Source organism: Stenotrophomonas sp. Iso1 (assembly GCF_027497995.1).
Taxonomy (GTDB): domain Bacteria; phylum Pseudomonadota; class Gammaproteobacteria; order Xanthomonadales; family Xanthomonadaceae; genus Stenotrophomonas.
Genome location: NZ_JAODBT010000004.1, coordinates 293377 through 317631 on the forward strand (window position 1 = coordinate 293377; position 24255 = coordinate 317631).

General features: G+C 63.5%; 21 protein-coding genes. 11 read left to right on the forward strand and 10 right to left on the reverse strand.

Going from position 1 to position 24255, the window contains the following annotated elements; translation table 11 throughout:
* Positions 1–308: 308 nt before the first annotated feature.
* The gene (locus PAN08_RS16480) at positions 309–2228 is read left to right on the forward strand and encodes a peptidoglycan recognition family protein (RefSeq protein ID WP_269792601.1); all 1920 of its coding nucleotides are present in this window, start codon (positions 309–311) and stop codon (positions 2226–2228) included.
* 284 nt (positions 2229–2512) lie between these two features.
* On the opposite strand, the gene PAN08_RS16485 is transcribed toward PAN08_RS16480, so the two are convergent.
* Positions 2513–4432, reverse strand: a complete 1920-nt coding sequence (locus tag PAN08_RS16485; protein ID WP_269792602.1) for a peptidase M61 — start codon at positions 4430–4432, stop codon at positions 2513–2515.
* 94 nt (positions 4433–4526) lie between these two features.
* Positions 4527–4922, reverse strand: coding sequence for a helix-turn-helix domain-containing protein (locus tag PAN08_RS16490; RefSeq protein ID WP_269792603.1), 396 nt, complete (start codon positions 4920–4922; stop codon positions 4527–4529).
* Between the two features lie 194 nt (positions 4923–5116).
* Between PAN08_RS16490 and PAN08_RS16495 the strand changes: the two genes are divergently transcribed.
* Positions 5117–6124 (forward strand): NAD(P)-dependent alcohol dehydrogenase, encoded by a 1008-nt coding sequence (locus PAN08_RS16495; protein ID WP_269792604.1) that lies wholly within the window; start codon positions 5117–5119, stop codon positions 6122–6124.
* 103 nt (positions 6125–6227) lie between these two features.
* On the opposite strand, the gene PAN08_RS16500 is transcribed toward PAN08_RS16495, so the two are convergent.
* Positions 6228–7133: a LysR family transcriptional regulator gene (locus PAN08_RS16500; RefSeq protein WP_269792605.1), complete on the reverse strand. Its 906-nt coding sequence runs from the start codon at positions 7131–7133 to the stop codon at positions 6228–6230.
* Positions 7134–7259: 126 nt separating this feature from the next.
* On the opposite strand from PAN08_RS16500, the gene PAN08_RS16505 reads away from it, so the two are divergent.
* The 4 genes from PAN08_RS16505 (at position 7260) to PAN08_RS16520 (ending at position 11311) form a co-directional block, all read left to right on the forward strand.
* Entirely contained in the window at positions 7260–8126 is an 867-nt protein-coding gene (locus tag PAN08_RS16505) for a pirin family protein (RefSeq protein ID WP_269792606.1), read from the forward strand.
* 99 nt (positions 8127–8225) lie between these two features.
* Complete coding sequence (locus PAN08_RS16510) at positions 8226–8915, forward strand: isochorismatase family protein (RefSeq protein ID WP_269792607.1); 690 nt, start codon at positions 8226–8228, stop codon at positions 8913–8915.
* Positions 8916–9019: 104 nt separating this feature from the next.
* Positions 9020–9661, forward strand: a complete 642-nt coding sequence (locus PAN08_RS16515; protein ID WP_269792608.1) for a hydrolase — start codon at positions 9020–9022, stop codon at positions 9659–9661.
* Positions 9662–9889: 228 nt separating this feature from the next.
* On the forward strand, positions 9890–11311 hold the full coding sequence (locus tag PAN08_RS16520) for a TIGR00366 family protein (protein WP_269792609.1): 1422 nt from the start codon (positions 9890–9892) through the stop codon (positions 11309–11311).
* Between the two features lie 164 nt (positions 11312–11475).
* Here the strand turns inward: PAN08_RS16520 and PAN08_RS16525 are convergent, their stop codons facing one another.
* Together PAN08_RS16525 and PAN08_RS16530 are read right to left on the reverse strand one after the other, a co-directional pair.
* Positions 11476–12006: a GNAT family N-acetyltransferase gene (locus PAN08_RS16525; protein WP_269792658.1), complete on the reverse strand. Its 531-nt coding sequence runs from the start codon at positions 12004–12006 to the stop codon at positions 11476–11478.
* Positions 12007–12248: 242 nt separating this feature from the next.
* Positions 12249–14234 (reverse strand): UvrD-helicase domain-containing protein, encoded by a 1986-nt coding sequence (locus PAN08_RS16530; protein WP_269792610.1) that lies wholly within the window; start codon positions 14232–14234, stop codon positions 12249–12251.
* A gap of 135 nt (positions 14235–14369) precedes the next feature.
* Between PAN08_RS16530 and PAN08_RS16535 the strand changes: the two genes are divergently transcribed.
* Together PAN08_RS16535 and PAN08_RS16540 are read left to right on the forward strand one after the other, a co-directional pair.
* The gene (locus tag PAN08_RS16535) at positions 14370–14990 is read left to right on the forward strand and encodes a thymidine kinase (protein WP_269792611.1); all 621 of its coding nucleotides are present in this window, start codon (positions 14370–14372) and stop codon (positions 14988–14990) included.
* A gap of 69 nt (positions 14991–15059) precedes the next feature.
* A complete protein-coding gene (locus tag PAN08_RS16540; protein ID WP_269792612.1) occupies positions 15060–15764 on the forward strand; it encodes a sel1 repeat family protein in 705 nt (234 codons plus the stop codon).
* 182 nt (positions 15765–15946) lie between these two features.
* Here PAN08_RS16540 and PAN08_RS16545 read toward each other — a convergent pair whose 3' ends face one another.
* From PAN08_RS16545 to PAN08_RS16565, 5 genes are all read right to left on the reverse strand, one after another.
* The gene (locus PAN08_RS16545; protein ID WP_269792659.1) at positions 15947–17548 is read right to left on the reverse strand and encodes a glucan biosynthesis protein D; all 1602 of its coding nucleotides are present in this window, start codon (positions 17546–17548) and stop codon (positions 15947–15949) included.
* Between the two features lie 357 nt (positions 17549–17905).
* Complete coding sequence (gene mutM / locus PAN08_RS16550) at positions 17906–18718, reverse strand: bifunctional DNA-formamidopyrimidine glycosylase/DNA-(apurinic or apyrimidinic site) lyase (protein WP_269792613.1); 813 nt, start codon at positions 18716–18718, stop codon at positions 17906–17908.
* Between the two features lie 48 nt (positions 18719–18766).
* The gene (locus PAN08_RS16555; RefSeq protein ID WP_269792614.1) at positions 18767–19234 is read right to left on the reverse strand and encodes a hypothetical protein; all 468 of its coding nucleotides are present in this window, start codon (positions 19232–19234) and stop codon (positions 18767–18769) included.
* Between the two features lie 56 nt (positions 19235–19290).
* The gene (locus PAN08_RS16560) at positions 19291–19626 is read right to left on the reverse strand and encodes a hypothetical protein (protein ID WP_269792615.1); all 336 of its coding nucleotides are present in this window, start codon (positions 19624–19626) and stop codon (positions 19291–19293) included.
* Positions 19623–20825 carry a fatty acid desaturase gene (locus PAN08_RS16565; RefSeq protein ID WP_269792616.1) on the reverse strand — a complete coding sequence of 401 codons (1203 nt, stop codon included), beginning with the start codon at positions 20823–20825 and terminating at the stop codon, positions 19623–19625. The genes PAN08_RS16560 and PAN08_RS16565 overlap by 4 nt, the downstream gene beginning before the upstream one ends.
* Positions 20826–20963: 138 nt before the next feature.
* Here PAN08_RS16565 and PAN08_RS16570 point away from each other — a divergent pair, with 138 nt between their 5' ends.
* From PAN08_RS16570 to PAN08_RS16580, 3 genes are all read left to right on the forward strand, one after another.
* A complete protein-coding gene (locus PAN08_RS16570; RefSeq protein ID WP_269792617.1) occupies positions 20964–21794 on the forward strand; it encodes an ATP-binding cassette domain-containing protein in 831 nt (276 codons plus the stop codon).
* Positions 21795–21971: 177 nt separating this feature from the next.
* Entirely contained in the window at positions 21972–22811 is an 840-nt protein-coding gene (locus PAN08_RS16575; protein WP_269792618.1) for a phosphatase PAP2 family protein, read from the forward strand.
* A gap of 227 nt (positions 22812–23038) precedes the next feature.
* Positions 23039–24172: a glycoside hydrolase family 18 protein gene (locus PAN08_RS16580; protein ID WP_269792619.1), complete on the forward strand. Its 1134-nt coding sequence runs from the start codon at positions 23039–23041 to the stop codon at positions 24170–24172.
* Positions 24173–24255: the final 83 nt, after the last annotated feature.

A 24255-nucleotide genomic window follows, 5' to 3' on the forward strand; every position in this document is an offset into this window, starting at 1 on the left:
TTGATCCGGTCGTTGCGATTCCAACTGCTTCGCCGCTTACGCGGCAGGAAACCCCTCTCACATCGTCCGGGGTAACGCAGTGCCCCGGGTGACGCGCCCGCGATCAACGCGCGTCGTCGGCTCCCGGGCTCACGCCGCATTTGCACAAGGCCGCGGCAGAAATTCAACCCAAGGTTGTGACCTGCATCACCCAGACATTGCACACCGGTCCGCACTGTGGGCAACACGGGGGGAAACCTTCACTTCCGGGCTCAGCCACTCCAGTAGAACGGCAGCCACAGGGGATTCACAGCCTAGGGGTTCACTCGATGATGCATCGCCATGCCGCAGTGCTGCTGTCTGCCGTCATCACCGGTCTCGTGACCGCACCAGCTTTTGCACAATCCCGCATCAACCAGGTCACGGCCCTGGATGCGCAGTTGAATACTGAAGAAGCACGCCTGGCTCCGCAACGCGCGTTGTACCTGCGCTACTTCCAACAGGCGTATCGGCAATATCCCGCCATCCCGGCCGGCACGCTGGAAGCCATCGCCCATGTGCAGAGCCGCTGGTCAAACCTGCAACCGGCTGCCACACAGGATGCCGAGCATCTGCGCATGCCACCCAGCTGGGGCGTAATGGGCTTGTACGCCGGTGGTGGTTTTACCAACCAGGTGGAAGAAGGCGCCCGTCTACTCGGCGTGAGCGCCGATACCGTGCGCAGGCAACCAGCCACCAACATCCTTGCTGCGGCCGCCTTGCTGGATGCACAGATCCGCCAGGACTTTCCCAACGCCCGGCGCGGCAAGGCGCCATCAGCGGAGGCCATTCGTCCGGCATTGATGCGCTACGCAGGCTTTGCACCCGTGGCGGCAAACGCCACGTTGAAAGCCGGTGGCATCGACGACTACGCACGCACCAGCTTTGCCTACGACGTGCTGCTCACGCAGGACCGTGGCGTGAACGATCGCGGCATCGTGGTACCCGAGCGCGCCATCGCCTGGGAAGAAGCGTTCGATGCACCGCGCCTGGTCATGCTGCGCGCACCGATGGTGCGGCTGGATGTGGCCAATGACCGTGTTGAAACCGACACCTTTCGCATTGATCCGCTCAGCGAAACCCTGCAGACACGTGCGGGCACCCAGGTCAGTCCACTGCTGGATGCCACGATCCAGAGTACCGACTACGGCCCGGCGATCTGGAGTGCGGCGTCCAGCTCCAACTACTCCACCTCGCGCTCGGCAGCGATCAGTGCGGTGACCATCCACACCACGCAGGGCAGCTATGCCGGCACCATTTCCTGGTTCAAGAACGCCAGCGCACAGGTGAGTGCGCACTATGTCATCCGCTCCTCCGACGGCCAGGTCACGCAGATGGTGCGCGACGCGCATACCGCTTGGCATGTCGGTAGCCAGAATGGCTACACGCTGGGCATCGAACACGAGGGTTTTGTCGACAACAGCTCGTGGTACACCAACGCGATGTATGAGGCGTCCGCAGCGTTGGTACGCCACTTCTGCGCCAAGTACAGCGCCATCAGCTGCGCCAGTGCCTATAGCGGGGCTGCCAGCAGCGGCATCAATGTGCTGCCCACCAGCGTCAAGATCAAAGGCCACCAACACTACAGCGGGCAGACCCACACCGACCCGGGCATCAACTGGAACTGGTCCAAGTACTACGCCCTGCTCAATCCGGGCACGGGGGGTGGCACCGGCACAGTCACCTACCTGGATCGCTTTGAAAGCAGTGTCGGCAATTTCGACACCAGCCCGGCCTACTCCGGCAGCACCACCGGCATCAGCACTGCCTCCACCGCCACGCGCGACTGCACCACACAGAAGAACGGCAGCTGCTCACTGCGCGTGCTGCTGAAGGACAACACCGCCAGCAGCGTTGATTGGAATGTGCGCCTGCTGTCCGGTGGCGGCACACCGGCCAGCAACACGGCATTGAACCGCAGCAATGGCGTGCTTGGCTTCTGGGTATGGAGTGGCGGCAGCGGCACCAGCGTGGGGGTTGGCATCGATGACAGCGACGGCACTGAGCGCTCCACCAGCAAGGCCATCGCCGCCAACACCTGGACCTACGTGTCGTGGTCGCTGGCTGGCACTGCGCAGTGGAACGCGTGGGTGAACGGCAACGGCAGCATCACCGCCACCAGCGTCAAGCTCGACGCAATCTGGCTGTATCACGCCAATACCGCGTATGACCTCAACGTCTACATTGACGATGTGCAGATCAAGAACTGAGTGATGTCGTGAAGCACCGCCCTCCCTTTGGCCGAACGCCAAAGGGAGGGTTGGGAAAGGGTGCCGTGGGTTTCCGAACGATCAAAAACACCCCCTACCGCTCTTCCCTGCAAGCGAGGAGAGAGTGCGCAGCGCTCTCTGTATCCAGCACCGCCGCATTGCGCGAGGCAACGGAATAATGCGCCAACGGCCAAGCGTGAATTCCAACCCCGCCTGTGTTGCGGTGAATGCCAGGGACGAGGTTTCTGTAGGAGCGGTGGTCGCCGCTCCTACAGGTTTCCTGCTTACTTCTTCGCGCTGAGAATCGGCGTCAGGTAATCGGTAGTGCCTTCGATGCGCTCCAGTACCGGGTAACGCAGGCCGCCGTGGTAATCGATGCTGAGCGTGCGGTACACGTCCATCTCTTTCACCAGCAGGCGAATCGACTGCTGGCCATCTTTGGCCGCGCGCACCGCTTCTTCCAGTTCGTCCGCGCTGTACTGCAGGTCGTTGACTGCCAGCACCTGCATGCCACTGCCAATGCCGGCGTTGAACGCAGCACTGTCCCAGCGCACTTCGCTCACGCGCCCGGCGCTGTCCAGCGCCATGCCCAGCGAGTAGATGAAGTTGGCGCCACGGCCTTTCATCATCGCCTTGTAGTAAGCGCTGGGCTTGTCCTTGTAGACCAGCTTCCAGCCAGCGGCTTCGATACCGCCGGTCAGGCCTTGCCTGCGCTCAACGCGATCACCCAGAAACTGCGCCCAATCACCGCTGGGCTGTACCTGCTCCAACGTCGCGGCGACATCCTCGAAGGTGTAGGTGTCCGGGCGTTCCCACTGGCCATCGTGCTGGCCGAAGAAGGCCTTGGCGAAATCATCCAGGCTGCGTTTGCCGCCGCTGAGTTTGCGGATGCGCACATCCGCCTCCAGCCACAGCATCTGGCCACCCTGGTAGTAGTCCTCGCTCATCTGGTAGCCGCGGTAGGGCTTGGGCTTGCGACGGGCGATGACCGGGTCGTTGGTGGTGTCGCCAAGCGAACGCCATTCCAGCCCCGGGCGGTTGTCAGCGTAGGTCGCTGCCACCAGCGCCAGTGCATCGCGTGAAGCATCCAGCGGACGGATGCCGGAGCGTGCGGTCAGCACGTTGCCCCAATACTGGGTCTGCCCTTCGTACACCCACAGCAGGCTGCCCTGCATCGGCACGTTGTAGTTGAGCGTGGCCAGATCGGCCGGGCGACGGTACTTGCCGTCCCAGGAATGTGTGTACTCATGGCCGAGCAGGTCGCTGCTGCCGACCTTGGCATCCCAGCCGCTGAAGTAATCGCGGTCTTCGCTGTTTTCGCTGGAACGCTGGTGCTCCAGGCCGATGCCACCGAGCTGGTTGGTCACCGCGAACAGGAAGTCGTAATGGTCGTAGTGCTCGGCGCCAAACAGCTTGCGTGCCTGCGTGACCAGCGCGCGGTGCTGCTCGATATGCTCGGGTTTGGCTTCCAGATCCTTGGCGCGGTCAGCGAATACGTTCAAGCGCACGGGGCGGGTACCCGCCGCGGCGAGATCAATGGTGCGGTGATAGCGCCCAGCGAATACCGGGGAATCCACCAGGATTTCCAGGTTGGTTGGCGCGTAGTGCACGGTGTCGCCGTCGCGGCGCGCCACGGTCAACGCGCTGGCCGCTTCCCAGCCTTGCGGGTAACGCGCACTGGCCTGGTAGGTGATGGCATGCGCTGCATGCCCGGCCGGGTACAACACCATCGCGTTCCACTGCAGGTTGAGCATGTTCGGTGTCATCACCGTGCGGCCCTGCGCCGAGTCGGTGGGACTGAGGAACTGGTACTCCATGCGCAGCTCGGTCACGCCCTCGGGCACCTGCACGTTGAAGGTGTAAACGTCGAGCGGGTCGCGCATCCACTGCAGACGTTGGCCGTTGGCGGTGATGACCAGGCCGGCCAGTTTCTCGATCTGGCCGGTCGGCGAATGGCTGCCCGGCAACCAGGCCGGGTAATGGAAGCGCTGCAGTCCGCCGCGCACCGGTACCGTCTGCCGCACCTTGAACACCCGTTGCCCCAGGTCGGTGGCATCCACGTCCAGAACAAGGGTGCCCGGATACGCCGCTTCGCTGATCGTGACGCCGCGTGCGTCCACCTTCGGCACATCCGGTGCCGCGTTCGCCATGCCCATGGCAGTCATCAGTGCAAAACCCAGCACTGCAGGACGGAGTACATGCATCACCAACCTCGTTTTTGTCAGAGAGGGCCATGATGCGCCGCCGCTGCGTGGCCTGACACGGGCCGTTAGGCATGGCTGTCGACCGATGTCGTGATCAGCCGACCTCTTCCGTCAGCCTATCCTCGTCATCCATCGCGACACATGTGGCCTGGGGCAGTGGTTGGTCCTGCAAGGCCTGTGCGTAGCCAATCCCCCACTCGCGCATTGCCAACAGCACCGGCTGCAGTGTTTGACCCAACGCGGTCAACGCATAGTCCACACGCGGTGGTACTTCGGGATGGACGGTGCGGTGGACGATGCCTGCCTGCTCCAATTCGCGCAGTTGCAGCGTCAGCATGCGCTGGGTAACCGAAGGAATGGCCCGACTCAGTTCCATGAAGCGCTTCTTTCCACCCAAAAGATGGAACAGCACGATCGGCTTCCATGTGCCTCCCATGACCGACAGCGTGGTCTCAACGGCACAACCGCTTTTATTGTTCAGTCGTCGCATGCGTACCTGCCCAGAAATCGGTTGAATGAGCCATCCCAGACGCGAAGAGGTCGGCTCCGTTCTTTACTTACATTTTTGATACTACAGTTCAAAAATGTGCGTTATCGCCATTTGGATACTTTACATGCAGGATGATCGCGGCGGTCGGCGGCACGATGGCAACCGGCTGCGCCCCCCTCGCCTAAAGGATCCGTATGCAAGCCATTCAACTCCAACAACCCGGCGGCCTGGACCACCTGCACCTGGTCGAACTGCAAGCCCCCAGCGCTCCGGCAGCAGGCGAGATCCAGGTGCGCATCCACGCCAGTTCGCTCAACTACCACGACCTGCTGGTGGTAACCGGCGCCTCCCCAACCGCTGACAAACGCATCCCGATGGCGGACGGTGCCGGCATCGTCACCGCCGTGGGTGAGGCGGTGACCGAATTCGCCGTGGGCGATGCCGTGGTGGCCTGCTTCTTCCCCGGATGGCAAGCAGGTCGTGCGTTGCCCGTCGGCTTTGGCAGCGTGCCCGGGGACGGCGTGGACGGCTTTGCCCGCGAATACGTCACCGTGTCGGCCAACGCCTTTACCCACGCCCCCAAGGGCTACAGCCATGAAGAGGCTTCCACGCTGACCACGGCGGGCCTTACCGCTTGGCGGGCCTTGGTGGTGGATGCCGGCATCCGCGCAGGCGATACCGTTCTGGTGCTGGGCACCGGCGGGGTGTCCATCTTTGCCTTGCAGTTGGCCAAGTCCATGGGCGCACGCGTGATTGCCACCACCTCCAGCGACGCGAAGCAGCAGCGTCTGTTGGCGCTGGGAGCCGATACCGTCATCAATTACAAAGAGCAGCCGGAATGGGGCGACGCGGTGCTGGCCGCCACCGGCGGACGCGGGGCCGACATCGTGGTCGAAGTGGGCGGGGCCGGCACACTGCCGCAGTCCATTCGCGCCTGCGCGGCCGGCGGCCATATTGCGTTGATCGGCGTGCTCACCGGTTTTTCGGGCGATGTGCCCACCACGGAAATGATGATCAAGCACCAGACCCTCAAGGGCCTGGTAGTGGGCAGCCGTGAGCAGCAGCAGGATCTGGTGCGGGCACTGGATACCTTCAGCTGGCGCCCGGTGATCGACAGCCGTTACCCGCTGGCACAGATTGCGGACGCCTTTTCCCGGCAGCAGGCCGGCAAACACTTCGGCAAGATCTGCCTGCACTACTGAGCGCACGGATCGCAAAGACCGTGAGCTGTGGGCCTTCGCCGCCGATCACCGGCCGGCCCATTTCCATCACGACGCGGGGCACATGCAATGCCCCGCGCCGCGCCTACGATTCGTCCAACGCAGCAAAGCTTGTGGCCAGGTGATCGATGAACAGTCGCACCGATGGCAGCAGGCCGCGGCGCGACGGGAACACGGCGTGGATGATTTCCTTCGGCGGCGCCCATTCCGGTGCCACGTGTTTCAAGCGGCCATCGTCCAGTGCTTCGCGCACGATCATCGTCGGCAACTGCGCCACGCCCACGCCGGCCAGTGCGGCCTCGTGCAGCACCATCATGCCGCGCGTGATCAGACGCGGATGGTGAGGTACTTCGGCGGTGGCGCCATTCGGGCCCACCAGCCGCCACACGTGCTCACCCTGCGGCACGCCCAGCGCCAGGCTGGGCAGCATGTGCAGGTCGGCGGGGCCATGCGCCATGCCGCAGCGTTCCAACAAAGCGGGTGCGGCCACCAGGCACTGCGTGCGTTCGGCCAACACCTTCAGCACCAGCTCGCTGTCTTCCAGCGGCGGCGGGCGCACGCGGATGGCGAGGTCGAAGCCTTCGGCGATCACATCGATGCGGCGGTTGGTGGCTTCCAGGTGCACCTGCACTTCGGGGCAGCGCGCCATGAAGTCGGCCACCATCGTCGCCACGCGGAAATCCAGCAGCATCGTCGGGCAGCTCAGCCGCACCACGCCGCGCGGCGCGGAGCGGGTCATCTCGATGGACTCGGCAGCCGCTTCGGCTTCCACCAGCATCGCGCGGCAGTGGGCATAGAAGGTCTGGCCCACGTCGGTTACCGAAAAGTGCCGGGTGGAACGCTGGATCAGGCGCACGCCCAAACGCTCCTCCAGCAGCGCGATGCGCCGGCTCAACTTGGATTTGGGCTCGCCCAGCGCGCGCCCGGCCGGGGCGAAACCGCCGTGCTCGACCACCTTGGCGAAGTAGTACAGGTCGTTCAGGTCCTGCATCGAGGTCACCCCATCGTTCACCAGATAGGACTATGAGACCACTTTTTGCCGTCTACCGGGCGCAGTGTTCCAAACCTATCTTTGCTCCAACGAAAGGCGCAGCCGCGCCGCCAACGGAGCAGAAACATGAAGAAGATCAGTGGCCTCTATAGCGCACCCCGCCCGCATTGGGTCGGCGACGGCTTTCCGGTCCGTTCGCTGTTCTCCTACAACACGCACGGCCGTCAGCTGAGCCCATTCCTGCTGCTGGACCATGCCGGCCCCGCCGAGTTCACCCCGACCGACACCCCGCGTGGCGTCGGCCAGCATCCGCACCGTGGCTTCGAGACAGTGACCATCGTCTATGAGGGCGAAGTGGCCCACCGCGATTCCACCGGCGCTGGCGGCGAGATCGGCCCGGGCGACGTGCAGTGGATGACCGCCGCCTCCGGCATCCTGCATGAGGAATTCCACTCCGAAGCCTTCACCCAGCGCGGTGGCAAGCTGGAGATGGTGCAGCTGTGGGTGAACCTGCCGGCCAAGGACAAGATGTCCGCACCGGGTTACCAGAACATCAGCAACGCCGACATCCCGGTCGTCCAACTGCCTGATGGCGCCGGCAAGGTCCGCGTGATTGCCGGTGAGTTCGGTGGCCAGCGTGGCCCGGCCCGCACCCACACACCGATGGATGTCTGGGACCTGCGCCTGCAGCGCGATCACCACACCACGCTGGACTTCGCCGAAGGCAACACCGTGGCGATGGTGGTGCTGCACGGCACGGTGTTGTTCAACGGCAGCCAGGTGGCGCGAGAAGGCCAGATGGTGCTGTTTGACCGCACTGCCGGCGAGGTGGAACTGGAAGCCAACACCGACGCCACCGTGCTGGTCCTGGCGGGCGAGCCGATTGATGAGCCCATCGCCGGCTATGGCCCGTTCGTGATGAACACGCAGGACGAAATCCGTCAGGCGATGGAGGACTTCAACTCCGGACGCTTCGGCCAGATCACCGCCTGATTCCCCGCGACCGGGCGTTATCGCCCGGTCATTCCGCTGTCGCGTCCGCATAACTCCCGCAGCGCGATGTTGCTGCTCAGTTCTCAAGAGATCACGCCGATGAATGCCTTCCCGTACGCCGCAAATTTCAATGGTGCAAAGCCGGTAATCGATCCGGACAACGTCGCCATGCTGCTGATCGACCACCAGAGCGGCCTGTTCCAGACCGTGCATGACATGCCGTTCACCACGCTGCGCCGGCTCGCCTCGACACTCGCGAAAATCGCCACGCTGGCGAAGATTCCGGTCATTACCACCGCCTCTGTGCCGCAGGGTCCGAATGGCCCGCTGATTCCGGAAATCCACCAGAACGCACCCCACGCCAAATACGTGCCGCGCAAGGGTGAGATCAACGCCTGGGACAACCCTGATTTCGTGCAGGCCGTGAAGGACACGGGCAAGAAGCAGCTGATCATCGCCGGCACCATCACCAGCGTGTGCATGGCATTCCCATCGATCGCTGCGGTGGCTGATGGCTATCAGGTGTTCGCGGTGATTGATGCCTCCGGCACCTATTCCAAACAGGCGCAGGAAGTGACGCTGGCGCGGATGATGCAGGCCGGTGTGGTGGTGATCGACGTCGCTGCCGTGGCCTCGGAACTGCAGAAGACCTGGAACCGCGAAGACGCAGCCGAGTGGGCGCAGGCCTACACGCAGATTTTCCCGAACTACCAGTTGCTGATCGAGAGCTACACCAAGGCACAGGAAGTCGTGCAGAACCACGAACCGCTCGACTCACAACGCAGCTGAGTACAGGAGCACCGCCCTGCCATTGCCGCAGGCCGGCGCGGCTTGACCGGGCAACCCGCACGGTTGCCCACCGCTGAAACACACCCCACCCGAGGAGCCACACTATGACCAGTGAAACCAGACGCGATCCCATCAAAGACGACCTGCTGACCCCGGAAAACGCAGCGCTGATCGTCATCGACTACCAGCCCGTGCAGGTGAACTCCATCGCCTCGATGGACCGCCAGCTGCTGGTCAACCACATCGTCGGCGTTGCCAAGGCCGCAAAGGTCTACGGGCTGCCGATCGTGCACTCCACCGTCAACGTAAAGACCGGCTTGAACAAGCCGCCGATCCCGCAGCTGCGCAAGGTGTTGAAGGACGAACCCACCTACGACCGCACCACCATCAACTCGTGGGAAGACGTGGAATTCCGCAAGGCCGTGGAAGCCACCGGCCGCAAGAAGCTGATCATGACCGCGCTGTGGACCGAAGCCTGCCTCACCTTCCCCGCGCTGGATGCGTTGCGCGAAGGTTACGAGGTGTACGTGCCGGTGGATGCCGTTGGCGGCACGTCATTGGCCGCCCACGATGCCGCGCTGCGCCGCATCGAACAGGCCGGCGCAAAGCTGATCAGCGTGCCGCAGCTTTTCTGCGAACTGCAGCGCGACTGGAACCGCGCCGACACCGCGAAGCAATTCATGGAGCTGTTCATCACCACCGGCGGCACGGCGGGCATTCAGTTCTCCTACGACGCTACGGAGTAACGCCAGCGCGGTTGAAGCACTGAGACCAGCAGCGTCATCGCCAACGGTCTAGCCACCGCTCCCGTCGCCTGAGGCGAAAGGGAGCGGTGTTTTATGGGGAGTGCTGGAAAAAAGTGCCTTCCGAGCCCAATTCAGCCCCCCACAAACCCCGCACTATCCGAAGGTCCAGTTCCGCCAGCCACCGTCACCGCGTTACCGTCGGGCGGTAGTTTCCTCTCGGTAGTCACCATGCACACTTCCACCCAAGACACCGCGTCAGCGCGTTTCGCCATCCGCTGCGCGCAGTTCGCTGAACGTTGGTTCCCCGATTCCTGGGTGTTCGCCGCCCTCGCCCTTGCCGCCGTAAGCCTCGCTGCATTGTCGATCGGCGCGGCACCCACCGACACCGCCAAGGCCTTCGGTGACGGCTTCTGGAGCCTGATTCCCTTCACCATGCAGATGGCCTTCGTGGTCATCGGCGGCTACGTGGTGGCCTCGTCCGGCCCAGCCTCACGCCTGATCGACCGGCTCGCGCGGGTGCCCCGCAACGGCCGCACGGCGGTCGCCCTGGTAGCCATCGTCTCGATGCTGGCTTCGCTGCTGAATTGGGGCCTGAGCCTGGTGTTCGCGGGCCTGCTGGTGCGCGCCCTCGCCCGCCGTACCGAATTGAAGATGGACTACCGCGCCGCCGGTGCCGCCGGTTACCTCGGCCTGGGCGCGGTGTGGGCGCTGGGCCTGTCGTCGTCGGCCGCGCAGCTGCAGGCCAATCCGGCCAGCCTACCGCCGTCGATCCTGTCGATCACCGGCGTCATCCCGTTCACCGAAACCATCTTCCTGTGGCAATCCGGCGTGCTGCTGGCTGCGCTGGTGCTGGTGTCGTTGCTGATCTCGTACGTCACCGCGCCCAATGCCAGCTCCGCACGTGGCGCTGCCGACTGCGGCGTGGATGTGACGCTCGACATTGCACCACCCAAAGCCAAGCCCACGCGTCCCGGCGAATGGCTGGAACACAGCCCGCTGTTGATTCTGTTGTTGGTGGTGTTGGCCGCCGGCTGGCTGGTGCATGAGTTCTCGACCAAGCCGGCCATCCAGGCCATCTCTGGTTTGAACACCTACAACCTGCTGTTCCTGATGCTCGGCGCGCTGCTGCACTGGCGCCCGCGCAACTTCCTGGATGCGGTGGCGCGCGCGGTGCCGTCCACCACCGGCGTGCTGATCCAGTTCCCGCTGTACGGCTCCATCGCGGCCATCATGACCACGGTCAACGGCAGCGATGGCCACAGCGTCGCGCACATCATCTCCACCGCCTTCACCCAGATCGCCAGCCACGACACCTACGCGCTGCTGATGGGCAGCTACTCGGCGGTGCTGGGCTTCTTCATTCCCTCCGGTGGTGGCAAGTGGATCATCGAAGCCCCGTATGTGATGCAGGTGGCCAATGACCTGCAATACCACCTGGGCTGGTCGGTACAGATCTACAACGCCGCCGAGGCGCTGCCCAATCTGATCAACCCGTTCTACATGCTGCCGCTGCTGGGCGTGCTGGGCCTGAAGGCACGTGACCTGATCGGCTTCACTTTCGTGCAGCTGCTGGTACACATTCCGTTGGTGTTGATATTGCTATGGGCCTTGGGCGCGACGCTGGCGTATGTCCCGCCGGTAATGCCGTGACTTCCGCTTAGCTCAGAACGTTTGCTTGAGCCCCTCTCCCGCAAACGGGGAGGGGCTACGGCGAACGAACAGCCCTTCGTAGAAGGACCAATGGCGTTGCCATTCACCCGGGCAATCCCGCCACGTCATCGCTGCGCAAGAACCCTGCGTCAGGGCGTTGTGATTCATTCTTCGCCCGCCAACGCAGGCAACAGAAACAACAACACGTCCTCATTCTCACCCGGCAAACGCGTCACCCCGTCCGCCACGAATCCCAGCTTTTCCAGCAGGCCCACCGAACGCACATTGCCCTGGGACACAATCGCGCACAGTGTTTCGATTCCCAGCACCTCGCGCGCATGCTTGACCACACCGCGTGCTGCTTCCAGCGCATAGCCCTGGCCGATGAAATCGCTCAGCAGCGCATAGCCGATATCCACGTGTACCAATCCGTTGCGGCGCACCAGGCCTGCGTTGCCCATCCATGCGCCGTCTTCGCGTCGCTCGATCACATACATGCCAAAGCCATTGGCCGCGTAGCTGACAAACGGGCCCTTGCGGATGTAATCGCGCGCCTGTTCGAGCGTGCGCACACCGCGGTCGGCAATGTATTGATGGAAGCCCGGTTCGTTGAGCAGCGCCAGCATCCCGGTGGCATCCCCATCGTCGTCGCGCAAAAGACGCAGCTGCAGTCGTTCGGTTTCAATCAACGTCAACATCCGGCACTCCGAGGGATCAAAGGAGGCAAGCGTCGTGTGCTCGGCGATCCGATGCAAGTGCTGGACGTTGCACCGTAGGCGGGGATGGACTCCCAGCATCGCTGGCCTGCCATCAGCTCCCCATTCCCGCGAATGGCTGGGCCTTCAATCGGCGCATGTCACCTAATCACTCCTGCGATTGCAGGATGGCGCCGGTCACCAAAGCAGGGGGCAAGAGGAAAAATCGCAGCGCGAACTACTCAGTCAAACAACGCCTGGATGGCCGCCAATCCTGCCTTGGCCCGCTCCTGCTTGTGCGCTGCATCCGCCACTGGATCCGCACCGTCGCGCTGGATTTCGCTGGCCGGAATCTCGTCGAAGAATCGGCTCGGCTTGAGTCGAATGTGTTCGCCATATTTGCGCGTCAGCCGGCTGAAACTCATCCACAGCTGGATCTTGGCGCGGGTGATGCCCACATACAGCAACCGCCGTTCTTCCTGCAGCGTGCCTTCGTCCAGGCTGACCTGGTGCGGCAATACGCCGTCTTCGCAGCCCACGATGAACACATAGGGAAACTCCAGGCCCTTGGACGCGTGCAGCGTCATCATCCGCACCTGGTTGCCGCCATCGTCCTTGTCGTTGCGTGATATCAACGCCAGCTGCGCGGCCATGTCGGCGGCGCTGGCGCCGCGCGGGCCGCTTTCGAACCACGACGCCAGTTCTTCAATGTTGTTGGCGCGACGCTCGTAGCTGGTGGTGTCCTTGGCCTGGTTGCGCATTTCTGCAAGCAGGCCTGAATCCTTGGCGACACGGCGCACCAGATCGCCTGAGGTCATATCGCGCATGTCCATGCGCAGCGCGCGCAGGATGTCGGTGAACTTGCTCAGGCTGTTGGCTGCGCGCGGCGGCAACTGCGCCAATGCACCCATCGCTTCGGCGGCATGCGCCATCGGTATGTCTTTGTCCGACGCCAGCTCGGCCAGCTTGGCCAGGGTGCTGGCACCGACATCACGCTTGGGCGACTGCACTGCGCGCATGAAGGCGGTGTCGTCGTCCGGGTTCACCAGCAGGCGCAGCCACGACAGCGTGTCCTTCACTTCCTGCCGTTCCAGGAACACCGTGCCGCCATTGAGGTGGTACGGCACGCCAACCAGCTGCATCGCCTTTTCCAGAGGGCGTGATTGGAAATTGCCACGGAACAGGATGCAGAACTCACTCCACGGAATCTTCCGGCTGGTCGCCAGGAAGTGAATCTCCGAGGCGACTTTCTCTGCCTCATGTTCGCTGTTGCGGCACTCCCACACACGGATGCGTTCGCCGTCGGCCTGGTCGGACCACAGCGTCTTCAGATGTTCATGCGGGTTATGTGCGATCAGTGCGTTGGCAGCACGCAACACGCGGTTGGAACAGCGGTAGTTCTGCTCCAGCTTGATGATCTGCAGCGCCGGGTAGTCGCGCGCCATCTGCTGCAGGTTCTCCGGATTGGCACCGCGCCAGGCATAGATGGACTGATCGTCGTCACCCACGCAGGTGAAATTGCCACGCGGCCCGGCCAGCTGCTTGAGCAGCCGATATTGAGCGTCGTTGGTGTCCTGGCATTCGTCCACCAGCAGGTAGCCGATGCGCTCGCGCCAGGCCAGCGCGATGTCCGGGTTCTCTTCCAGCACCTGCACCGGCAGGCGGATCAAGTCATCAAAATCCACCGCGTTGAACGAGGTCAACCGCGCCTGGTACAGCTCGTAGACCATGGCCGCGTTCTTCTCGCGGCTGCTGCGCGCGGCGGCCATGGCCTGCTCCGGTGACATGCCCGCATTCTTTGCCCGCGAGATCAGGCTCTTCACATCTTCGATGTCGTCGGGCTTGGCGTTGGTACCGCCCAGTAGATCCTTGATCTGCGCGCCGGCATCGTCGGCATCGAAGATGGAGAAGCTGCGCTTCAAACCCACCTGTTCATATTGGATCTGCAGGAACTTCAGCCCCAACGCATGGAAGGTGCAGATGGTGACCTCGGCGGCATCCTCGCCTCTGAGCCGCTTGGACACACGCTCGCGCATTTCCTTGGCCGATTTATTGGTGAAGGTGATGGCGGCGATGCGGCGTGCCGGATAGCGGCCGATGCTGATCAGATGGGCGATTTTTTCCACGATCACGCGCGTCTTACCGCTGCCGGCACCGGCCAGCACCAGCAAGGGGCCATCAGCGTGTACGGCCGCAGCGCGTTGGGGGGGATTGAGGGAATCGAGCATCTAGGAGCGAGTGAACAGGGATCAGGGGCGAGAGCAGGCAAAGGCGAACCGCCGGCTCCGGGGTATTCTGTCATTACCTGAGGACGCCTGCTTCCGGCTCTCATTCCTCATTTCCCCTCTTTTGCTCCTGATCCAATGGCCAAGCTCTATTTCTACTATTCGGCGATGAACGCCGGTAAGACCACCACCCTGCTCCAGTCCGCGCACAACTACCGTGAGCGCGGCATGCGGGTGGCGTTGTTGACCCCGCGCCTGGACCACCGCGCCGGCGCCGGCGTGGTGGCCTCGCGGATCGGCCTGCAGGCTGAAGCCACTGCATTCGAGCGCGACACCGACCTGCAGAAGTTGATCCAGCAGGACATTGCCGCACACGGCAAGCTCGGCTGCATTCTGGTGGACGAGGCCCAGTTCCTGACCCGGTCGCAGGTATGGCAGCTGTCCGAAGTGGTCGATGAATTGCGCATCCCGGTGCTGTGCTACGGCTTGCGTACCGACTTCCGTGGCGAGCTGTTTGAAGGCAGCCAGTACCTGTTGGCCTGGGCCGACGAGATGCAGGAAATCAAAACCATCTGCCACAGCGGCAAGAAGGCAACGATGACCGTACGCGTGGACGAGAACGGCTTCGCCGTGCAGGACGGCCCGCAGGTGGAGATTGGCGGCAACGAGCGCTATGTGTCGGTGAGCCGCGCTGAGTTCAAGAAAATCACCCGCGGCGAAGGCCGTATTGATCCGATGCAGGCGCCGTTGCCGCTGTAAGGCTCGGCAATTTACATCGCGTCCATAGGCATCTAGGCTGCCTGCTCCCAAGGATGAAGAAACCCTTCCATGCGTCTGCTTTTAGCTCCCCTGCTGTTGTTGACCTTGAGCCTGCCTACCCAGGCCGCCGAAACGCCGCCGGAAGGCGACAGTACGTTGCTCAATGCCGGCTTTCTGGATAACCATCCGGACATGATGTATCGGCAGTGGGGGGTCAATGCATTGCACCGGGGCGAGGTGGACAGTGCAATGGAGAATTTCCGCCTATCCGCACGCTACGCCGACAAGCCATCACAAGGTTACTTGGGAGAAATGTATTGGTTCGGAGTGGAACGCCCTGCCGATAAGGTGATGGCGTATGCGTGGATGAATGTTGCCGCCGAACGCGGTTATCCACTCTTTGTCGAGCTCCGCGACCAGTACTGGGCGGCATTGCCCTTGGAACAACACGAGGCAGCGCGCGCGCAGGCCCGTCTGCTGGCCGCAGAATATGGAGACGCCGTCGCCAAACCCCGGATCGCCCAGGTCCTGACAAAGGGATTGCGCGCCATGACAGGCAGCCGCGTTGGCTCAATGTCCAGCAACATGGATGTCGTTTATATGGACGGCGGGATGCCCAAGACGATCAAAGCCGATCGCTTTTACGACAAAAAGTACTGGGATCCGAAGCTTTATCATGAATGGCAGGACGAAACCTGGATGAAGATCCGGCGTGGTACGGTGGAAGTGGGCACACCCGCAATGGCCATTCCCGCTGCCACAGACAAACCCTGATTCAGGTCGGATTTTCCAGCATAGCCGGTATTCCTACTGGCTATGCTCGACAGAAAATTCCAGCGTTGAAACAAACAGACGCGGATTCAGCCTATGGCTTTCGGCCAAATCAGTGCATGAATCAAGCGAAATGGAACTGGCTGGACGCTTGAGTTGGGGCTCTATGCACTGTTTCAACAACCTCAATACAAAGTTCTTTCCGGCGCGTTCGCCGCTGGTGGGGTGTATTGATACAACCACGTCTCGGTCAGCGTCTTGCCGCCACTGCGCAGGTACAGGCGCACGTCGATCTGGTCGGAACTGCCTTCCGGCGGCACCAGGTCGAACATGGCGCGGTAGCCCTTGATCTCACGCAAGGGTCGCGCGGAAATGGTTTCCAACTTGCCGCGGCTGGTTTCCACCACGACTTCCACCTCGCCCTTGTCGATCAGGCTGGCCAGTTCCCCGCCTTCAAAATCCACGGCAAAGCGCCACGAGAAATACTCGCGCTTCTTGCCGATCACGCCGCCCAGGCCTGTCCGGCTGGCCACGCAATGCGCCAACGGCGGCCGTGCCGGCGGTTCGGCGCCCCAGTACAGGCGGTAACCGACCAGCAGCTCTTCGCCCGGTTGCGGCTTCGCCTTGGGATTCCAGAAGGCGACGATGTTGTCGAAGGTTTCATCAACGGTGGGTATCTCAACCAGCTGCACCGAGCCTTCGCCCCACTGGCCCTTGGGCTCCACCCACAGGCACGGGCGCTTCTCGTAGAACACGCCGTCGTCCTGGTAATGGTCGAAGTTGCGATCACGCTGAAGCAGGCCGAAGCCGCGTGGGTTGTTGTCCACGAACATGTTGAAGCGCAGGTTCGCCGGATTGCACAGCGGGCGCCAGATCCATTCACCGGCGCCGGTCCACACCGACAGGCCATCGGTGTCGTGGATCTCCGGGCGCCAATCCCAATCCATGCGGCGGTCGTTCTCACCCACCTGGTACATGCTGGTGCACGGCGCGATGCCCAGGCGTTCGATCTGCTGGCGCGGGTACAAGGCGCTGTCGATATCCATCAGCAGCACGTCGCCATTGGTGATGGCGAAACGGTAGGCGCCGGCCACGCTGGGCGAATCAAGCAGGCCGTACACGATGAGGGTGTCCGAATCGTCGGCCGGCTGTTCCAGGTAATAGGCGATGAAATCCGGGAATTCCTCCGGCTTGCCCATGCCCGTGTCGATCGCCAGACCACGCGCGGACTGGCCGTACTGGCCTTCCTTGCCCACCGCACGGAAATAGCTGGCACCGAGGAAGGCGGCAAAGTCGCGGTCGGTGTCGGCGCGGGTGTTCAGGCGGAAACCTGCAAAGCCCAGGTCAGCGGGCAGGCGTTTGCCGTGGATGCCGCTCTTGCCGTAATCGAACGCGGCGCCGTCATACGCCAGCTCCTGCGCCTTGCCGTCGGCCACGTCGAACATGCGCACGGGCGAGTGGAAATACAGCCCCAGGTGAAAGAACTTGGCCTGGAACCGGCCCGGCTGGTCGGCCCACAGGGCGTGGTCCTGGCGGTAACGGATGGACTGGTACTGGTCCCAGTCCAGCGCTTCCAGTTCGGCCGGCAGCACCCGCTTGTGGCTCTTGTACGGCGCCTGCGCCAGCGCGCGCGCCTGGCCCTTCAGGGCCGCAAAGTCGAATGGCTGTGGTTGGCCGATGCGGCGCAATCCCATCTGCGCGGGTGCAGCTGCGCAGGCAGCGAAGGACGGCAGGCCGAAGGCGGCCAGGGCAGCGGAGGCATTGCGCAGAAAGTCGCGTCGTTGCATGGAGGGCAGGCTGATGGGGACAGCGGGCATGTTAGGCGCAGTTGCGTTAATCGGCAGCGTCCGGCCGGTGCGGACTGAACATCCGCTTCAGGATTCGTGATGGCCGCCCGTGCTGGCGGTACCTGGCGCTTGTGGGCTGGAGTTCATTGAAGAGGGGCGGGAGCAGGTGGAAGCGGAAGCAACGGCAAACTCCCCTGCTCAATCCTCCGCTGCCTGCGCGTAAGAGCAGAGGTGGAGGCCGCGTCATCGCAAGCGGATAAGTCGCGCACGTGCTGGCAGTTCACGCCCGCCTTTTTCTTGGCGAAGGGGAGTCCCGGGGGCGGTTGCTCTGCTTCACCCTTCACCCATCCCGTAGCCTCACCGCTGGCAGTAGCCACACCACACGGTCGCACGCTGGCCAATGCTCGCGTAGCGCAGCAGGCGGCCGCACTGCTTGCAGTTTTCGCCCTCGCGCCCATACACCAACAACTCCTGCTCGAAATAACCGGGCGCGCCGTCGGGGCTGATGAAATCCCGCAGCGTGGTGCCACCTCGGGTGATGGCGTGGCCCAGAATGTCCTTCACCGCGTCACCCAGCCGCTGGTAGCGCGCACGCGACACCTTGCCGGCCTCGCGCAAGGGGTTGATGCCGGCCATGAACAGGCTTTCCGCCGCGTAGATGTTGCCCACGCCAACCACGATGCGTTGGTCCATCAGGAAGGTTTTCACCGCCGCGCTGCGGCCGCGGCTGCGCTGGAACAGGTAGTCGCCGTCGAAGACGTCGTCCAGTGGCTCGGGGCCGAGCTCGCGCAGCAATTCATGGGTTTCGCCGGCCGGCTGCCACAACAGGCTGCCGAAGCGGCGGGGATCGTTGAAGCGCAGCAAGCGCCCATCTTCCAGGCTGATATCTACATGGTCATGCGCGCGCACCGGCGTGTCTCCCGGCAACACGCGCAGGCTGCCGGACATGCCCAGGTGCAGCAGCGCGCTGCCGACATCGGTATCCAGCAGCAGGTACTTGGCACGGCGGCGGATCGCCTCGATGCGCTGCCCCGGTAATTGCTGTTCGATCTCCGCTGGAATCGGCCAACGCAGGTCGGGCCGACGCAGGATCACGCCATGGATGCGTCTGCCCTGTAAATGCGGCTCCAGGCCGCGACGGGTAGTTTCTACTTCGGGCAGTTCTGGCATCGTTCGATCCTGATGATTACGTCACCCCAACCTGATTCCGGGCGGGCCTTACTCGCTTGCGCGCAGGCAGCCAAAGCCCCGCACGCGCATTTCGAAAGGCTGCACATCCACCGCCTCGTTGGCGCCATCGGGACCCTTGCCCATCAACGCCATCGAGCATTGCCCTCCCCGCGATGGCTCCAGACCCGGATACACGCGGTACTGGTGGCCGTCCTGTGGCGTGAACACGAAGGTCACTGTGCACGTTTCGCGGGCGATCCGGATTTTCGCATCCATATGGACCTTGCGCTGTGCATGCACCCGCAGCGTTTCGGCGCCGGTACGGCCGATGTAACAACCGTCCTCATTGAAGTTCAGCGCGCCCACGATGCCAACGTCGGGATCGATGCTCACCTCGGCGGCCGGCTCCCCTTCCACTGGTTGCACATAAGGCTTGTTGCCCAGTGAAAACGCCAGCGCCATGACCGGCATGGCAAACAACGTCATGGCCAGAAGCGGCGCGAACAATGGCTTCATCCTTGATCCCCTGTATTCCTTCAAGGGCGGCATTCTGATCGCATGCCGCCGTTGCATCAACGTGGTGGCGCCATCAACTCGCGTGCACTCAGGTAACCATCGCCATCGGCATCCTGCCGTGCGAAGCGGGCCAGAATCACCTGCCGCTGTTCGTCACGGGTAATCGGCTTGCCGCGTCCGCCGGGTTGTTCGTCCGGCTCAAGCACGCGGTTGCCGTTGCGATCCATGCGGTCGAATGCATACAGCATCCACTGCAGGTATTCGTCCGGGCTCACCCGGCCATCGCCATCGGCATCCATGCGCTGCAGGTATTGGCCGGTGTCCTGCACCTGCGCCACCACCGGCGACGACAACGCTGCCAGCAGGCAGGCGCCGAGCAATGCCGGCCTCATGTCGCGCTGAGCGAGTAGCCCTTCAGGCGTGCCGCATAGGCCTGCAGCGCAGCACTGCCGCTGGCCTCTGCTTCCTGGCACCACTGCTGCAGCTGGCGCAGGCGATCAGCAGCGTCGTGGCTACGGGCTTCCAGCAACGCCGACAGCCGCGCGCGGTGTTCCACCAGCTGCTGGATGCGGGGGCGCTGCTGCACCCATTGGTTCAGCTGTTCGCGGCAGGCTGGCTTGAGCCAGCGCCCATCGTTGACCAGGCCCTTGCGCATGCGGCGCGGCAACAACTTGCGCAGCTTGGCACCGGCAGCAGCAGCTTCTTCTTTCAGCGCCGGTGTGAACACGTTGCGCTGGTAATCGGTCATGGCCTGGAAACGGTGCGACAACAATGCCCTCAGCGTGTCGGCATCGGGCACGGCAATGTTGGGGCGAATGTCCATGGTCGGCGCCACGCGCAGCACCTTGGCCAGACGCAGCACCTGCAGCAGGCGGATGGCCTGCCAGCCGATATCAAACTCCCAGCGCCGCATCGAGAACCGCGCCGAACTCGGGAAGGCATGGTGATTGTTGTGCAGCTCTTCACCGCCGATCCAGAACGCCCACGGTGTCAGGTTGGTCGAGGTGTCGGCCGATTCAAAATTGCGGTAGCCCCACCAATGACCCAGGCCGTTGACCACCCCCGCCGCCCAGAACGGAATCCACGCCATCTGGATCGCCCACAAGGCGATGCCCGGCAAACCGAACAACACGGTGTTGACCGCGAACAGCAGCACCGGGCCAAGGTTGGCATGTGGGGTGTACACGTGACGCTCGACCCAGTCCTCCGGCGCGCCGCGCCCGTACTGTTCGATATCGGCACGCTGCGCGCGCGCTTCGCGATACAACTCCACGCCGCGCCAGAACACCTGGCGGATGCCCTTGGTGACCGGGCTGTGCGGGTCTTCCTCGGTCTCCACCTTGGCGTGGTGCTTGCGGTGGATGGCCACCCATTCGCGGGTGATCATGGAGGTGGTCAGCCACACCCAGAAGCGGAAGAAATGCGAGATCAGCGGATGGAAATCCACACCGCGATGCGCCTGGCTTCGGTGCAGGTACAAGGTCACTGCGAAGATGGTGAGCTGGGTGAACACCAACAGCACCACCAGCATGCCCCACCAGCCCAGGCCGGCGATGCCACCAGTGAGGAACGCAAGCAGCGCTTCGGACATTGCAGAACTCCAGGCAGGTCGGTGCCAGATGAAACCAGTGCTACACATCATGGGGCCTGCCGCTGCAAACTTCATCCGGCTGCGGCTCGTCCGTTGGTCGAATCCTCAGCTGCCTTTCACATCTGAACTCACGCCTGAATGACCATTGCCCCGGCCGCCATCGCGGCACCGCTGATCGAACTGAACCACGCCTGCGTCGTCCGCGGCCAGGTGCGTGTGCTGCACGAACTCAACCTGCGCATCGAACAAGGCCAGCACACGGCCATCCTGGGCCCCAATGGCTGCGGCAAATCCTCATTCATCAAGCTGATCACGCGCGAGTTGTATCCGCTGGCGCGCGCCGACGGGCCCACGCCGGTGCAGGTGTTGGGGCAGACGCGCTGGCAGGTAGACCGGCTGCGCTCGCAGCTGGGCATCGTCACCGGCGATCTCTCCAGCAACCTGTCCGACATGCCCGGGCTGAGCGTGGAGGAAGCGGTGATTTCCGGCTTCTTCGCCAGCTACGTGGTCCCGGCCCACCGCGATGTCACCGATGCCATGCGCCAGCGCGCCCGCGAGGCATTGGGCCTGGCCCGCGCCCTGCCGCTGCTGGGCCGCAGTTATGCCGAGCTGTCGGCCGGCGAAACCCGCCGCGTGCTGATCGCCCGCGCCCTGGTCAACCAACCCAAGGCGCTGTTGCTGGACGAGCCGTCCACCGGGCTGGACCTGATCTCACGCCAGCACCTGATCGACACCATGCAGCACCTGGCCCAGCAGGGCATCACCCTGGTGCTGGTCACCCATCACATCGAAGAAGTGATTCCGGAAATCGGCCGCGTCGTGCTGATGAAGGGCGGCCGTATTTTCGCCGACGGCCCGCGCAATCAAATGCTGTGCTCGGCGTCGCTGTCGGACGTCTTTGGCGGGCCGATTGAAGTGCGCGAAGAAGAGGGCCGGCTGACCGCCTGGGTGGATGTGAAGCGGGTTTGACACACAGGAAATCGCGAACCGATGGTGATCGTCACCGGCACCGCGCTGTACCGATTTGCAGCGGCGGCGCTGTATTGAAGATGGGCAACAGCTGAAGGAGGCACCCGCGAAGGCATACCGCGCCCTACCGCAGGTGCGATGATGCCGGTCCGTTCCGCTGTCCCCTTCATCGTTCCAATGTCATTTTTCGTCTCCCCGCTGCGCATTGCCGCAGCGCTCGTGCTGGCCACCGCGCTGGCCGCCTGCTCCAGTACGCCGTCCTCGCCTTCCGCTCCCGGCAAGGAAACCACCGACCGCGCGACTGGCTACCTGCACGGTGACGCCATTCCCGACAGTCTGGCGCTGAGCCCCGCGCCACCAGCTCCCGGCACCGCCTGGGCGCAGTTGGATGACGCCGTCGCACGGGAAGCCATCGCCATGCGCGGCAGCGCGCGGTTCCAGCAGGCACATACCGACGCCGACCTGAGCTTCCCCGCAGGCGCTGACCAGTTCAGCTGCGCGCTGGGTGTGTCGGTGACCGCCGCGCAGACACCGGCGCTGTACCGCTTGCTTGAACGCAGCCGCATCGATGCCAGCGCCGCCACCAAAGCCGCCAAGAACCACTACAAGCGCCCGCGTCCGTTCACCGTCAACAATGAGCCGACCTGCACGCCAGAAGACGAGGACGACCTGCGCAAGAACGGCTCCTACCCGTCCGGGCACACCGCCATCGGTTGGGCCTGGGCGCTGATCCTGGCCGAGATCGCACCGGACCGCGCCACCGCGCTGCTGGAACGCGGCCGCAACTACGGGCATAGCCGCTTGGTGTGCAACGTGCATTGGTACAGCGATGTGCAGCAGGGCCAGTTCATGGGTGCTGCCGCCGTGGCGCGCCTGCACGACAACCCCGAGTTCAATGCCGACCTGGTCAAGGCCCGCCGCGAGCTGGACCACGCGCGCACCCTCACGCTGCCGATGCCGCGTGACTGCGCCGCTGAAACCGCCGCGCTGACGTCGGATATCCCCGAAGCGCGTTGATTCCCCGCGCAGTGCTAGTGCCGAGCCATGCTCGGCAGACGCATCGCGGGTAGACGCGGCGTTGCTCCGCATCACCCCACGTGTGGTGCGGCATCCGGCTCAGCATTCGCTGCGGCAGAGTCTCATCTGGCCCACAAATGATGCGCTGATGGTTTCCAACGTCACCGCCGTGGGCTCGCCAACAGCAGGCCGGTTACAGTCCGGGGTCTTACGTACTGGGGATCCCCATGGCTGTGTTCCATCGACATTCCGGCCTGCGCACGCTGCTGGCCGCTGCGCTGCTTTCATTGACCGCCGCGACGGCACACGCGCAATCACCCCGTGTCATCGGCTACGTAATGGACAGCCCGGCACCGCTGCAGTTGTCCGCGGAAAAACTGGACGTGGTGAACTTCGCGTTTGCCAGAGTGAAACTGGATGGCAGCGTGTATCTGCCCGATGAGGTTGATCCGGCACGGCTGCACGCGGTGGTCGCCAAGCGTGCGGACAACCCCTCGCTGCAGATCGTGCTGTCCATCGGTGGTTGGGGCGCCGGCAATTTTTCTGAAGCCGCCGCCAGCGAAACCGCGCGCACCCGTTTCATCGACAGCAGCGTCGCGCTGATGCACCAGTTCAAACTGGATGGGCTGGATATCGATTGGGAATACCCAACGCTGGGCGACGCCGACATCAGCCACAGCCCGGATGACCGCCACAACTTCACCGTGTTGTTGGAACAACTGCGCGCGCGCCTGAATGCCGAAGGCGGCCAACGCCACTACCTGCTGACCATCGCCGCCGCCGAAGGCCGTGCCGCTGAAGGTCTGGAGCTGCCGCGCATCGCGCAGTCGCTGGACTGGATCAACCTGATGACCTACGACTTCTACGGCAGTCTGACCAAGACCACTGGCCATCATTCCGGGTTGTCGCGTTCGCCGCTGGCCACGCCTGCCGGCCGCACCACCGTGGACGCGGTGAAGTACTTCCTGGATGCCGGCGTACCGGCCAACAAGATCAACGTCGGCGTGCCGTTCTACGGCCGCACCTTTGGTGATGTGGCACCGGTCAACAATGGTCGCTTCCAGAAATTCACCCGCGAGGGCGGATTCATTTCATGGCGCGACATCGTCCACACCCGCCTGAACAATCCGGCCTGGGAGCAGCATTGGGACGAGCAGGCACAGGTGCCGTGGCTGTGGAATCCCAAGGAGCGCCGCATGGTCAGCTATGACGACCCACGCTCGCTGGCGATCAAAGTCGAATACGTGAAACAGCACGGCCTGGGCGGCATCATGTACTGGGAGCAGCGGCAAGACGACAACGAGCAGTTGCTGGACGTGCTGCACAAGGGGTTGCACGACGCACGCGCGAACGTGAAGTAGGCGATCCCGCGTCGGTCACGTCCCCGGCTTCGTTGGCAAAAAAAAAGGGCGCGGAAATCCGCGCCCTTCGTGTTGCGTTCCTG

Bases quoted from the DNA above. Each gene is read 5' to 3' on its own strand.
- PAN08_RS16490 (WP_269792603.1), bottom strand. From the start codon at position 4,922: ATGCGACGACTGAACAATAAAAGCGGTTGTGCCGTTGAGACCACGCTG.
- PAN08_RS16555 (WP_269792614.1), bottom strand. From the start codon at position 19,234: ATGAAGCCATTGTTCGCGCCGCTTCTGGCCATGACGTTGTTTGCCATG.
- PAN08_RS16560 (WP_269792615.1), bottom strand. From the start codon at position 19,626: ATGAGGCCGGCATTGCTCGGCGCCTGCCTGCTGGCAGCGTTGTCGTCG.
- PAN08_RS16505 (WP_269792606.1), top strand. From the start codon at position 7,260: ATGAAGAAGATCAGTGGCCTCTATAGCGCACCCCGCCCGCATTGGGTC.
- PAN08_RS16580 (WP_269792619.1), top strand. From the start codon at position 23,039: ATGGCTGTGTTCCATCGACATTCCGGCCTGCGCACGCTGCTGGCCGCT.
- PAN08_RS16520 (WP_269792609.1), top strand. From the start codon at position 9,890: ATGCACACTTCCACCCAAGACACCGCGTCAGCGCGTTTCGCCATCCGC.
- mutM (WP_269792613.1), bottom strand. From the start codon at position 18,718: ATGCCAGAACTGCCCGAAGTAGAAACTACCCGTCGCGGCCTGGAGCCG.
- PAN08_RS16570 (WP_269792617.1), top strand. From the start codon at position 20,964: ATGACCATTGCCCCGGCCGCCATCGCGGCACCGCTGATCGAACTGAAC.
- PAN08_RS16540 (WP_269792612.1), top strand. From the start codon at position 15,060: ATGCGTCTGCTTTTAGCTCCCCTGCTGTTGTTGACCTTGAGCCTGCCT.
- PAN08_RS16515 (WP_269792608.1), top strand. From the start codon at position 9,020: ATGACCAGTGAAACCAGACGCGATCCCATCAAAGACGACCTGCTGACC.
- PAN08_RS16510 (WP_269792607.1), top strand. From the start codon at position 8,226: ATGAATGCCTTCCCGTACGCCGCAAATTTCAATGGTGCAAAGCCGGTA.
- PAN08_RS16565 (WP_269792616.1), bottom strand. From the start codon at position 20,825: ATGTCCGAAGCGCTGCTTGCGTTCCTCACTGGTGGCATCGCCGGCCTG.
- PAN08_RS16575 (WP_269792618.1), top strand. From the start codon at position 21,972: ATGTCATTTTTCGTCTCCCCGCTGCGCATTGCCGCAGCGCTCGTGCTG.
- PAN08_RS16495 (WP_269792604.1), top strand. From the start codon at position 5,117: ATGCAAGCCATTCAACTCCAACAACCCGGCGGCCTGGACCACCTGCAC.
- PAN08_RS16500 (WP_269792605.1), bottom strand. From the start codon at position 7,133: ATGCAGGACCTGAACGACCTGTACTACTTCGCCAAGGTGGTCGAGCAC.
- PAN08_RS16485 (WP_269792602.1), bottom strand. From the start codon at position 4,432: ATGCATGTACTCCGTCCTGCAGTGCTGGGTTTTGCACTGATGACTGCC.
- PAN08_RS16545 (WP_269792659.1), bottom strand. From the start codon at position 17,548: ATGCAACGACGCGACTTTCTGCGCAATGCCTCCGCTGCCCTGGCCGCC.
- PAN08_RS16535 (WP_269792611.1), top strand. From the start codon at position 14,370: ATGGCCAAGCTCTATTTCTACTATTCGGCGATGAACGCCGGTAAGACC.
- PAN08_RS16480 (WP_269792601.1), top strand. From the start codon at position 309: ATGATGCATCGCCATGCCGCAGTGCTGCTGTCTGCCGTCATCACCGGT.
- PAN08_RS16530 (WP_269792610.1), bottom strand. From the start codon at position 14,234: ATGCTCGATTCCCTCAATCCCCCCCAACGCGCTGCGGCCGTACACGCT.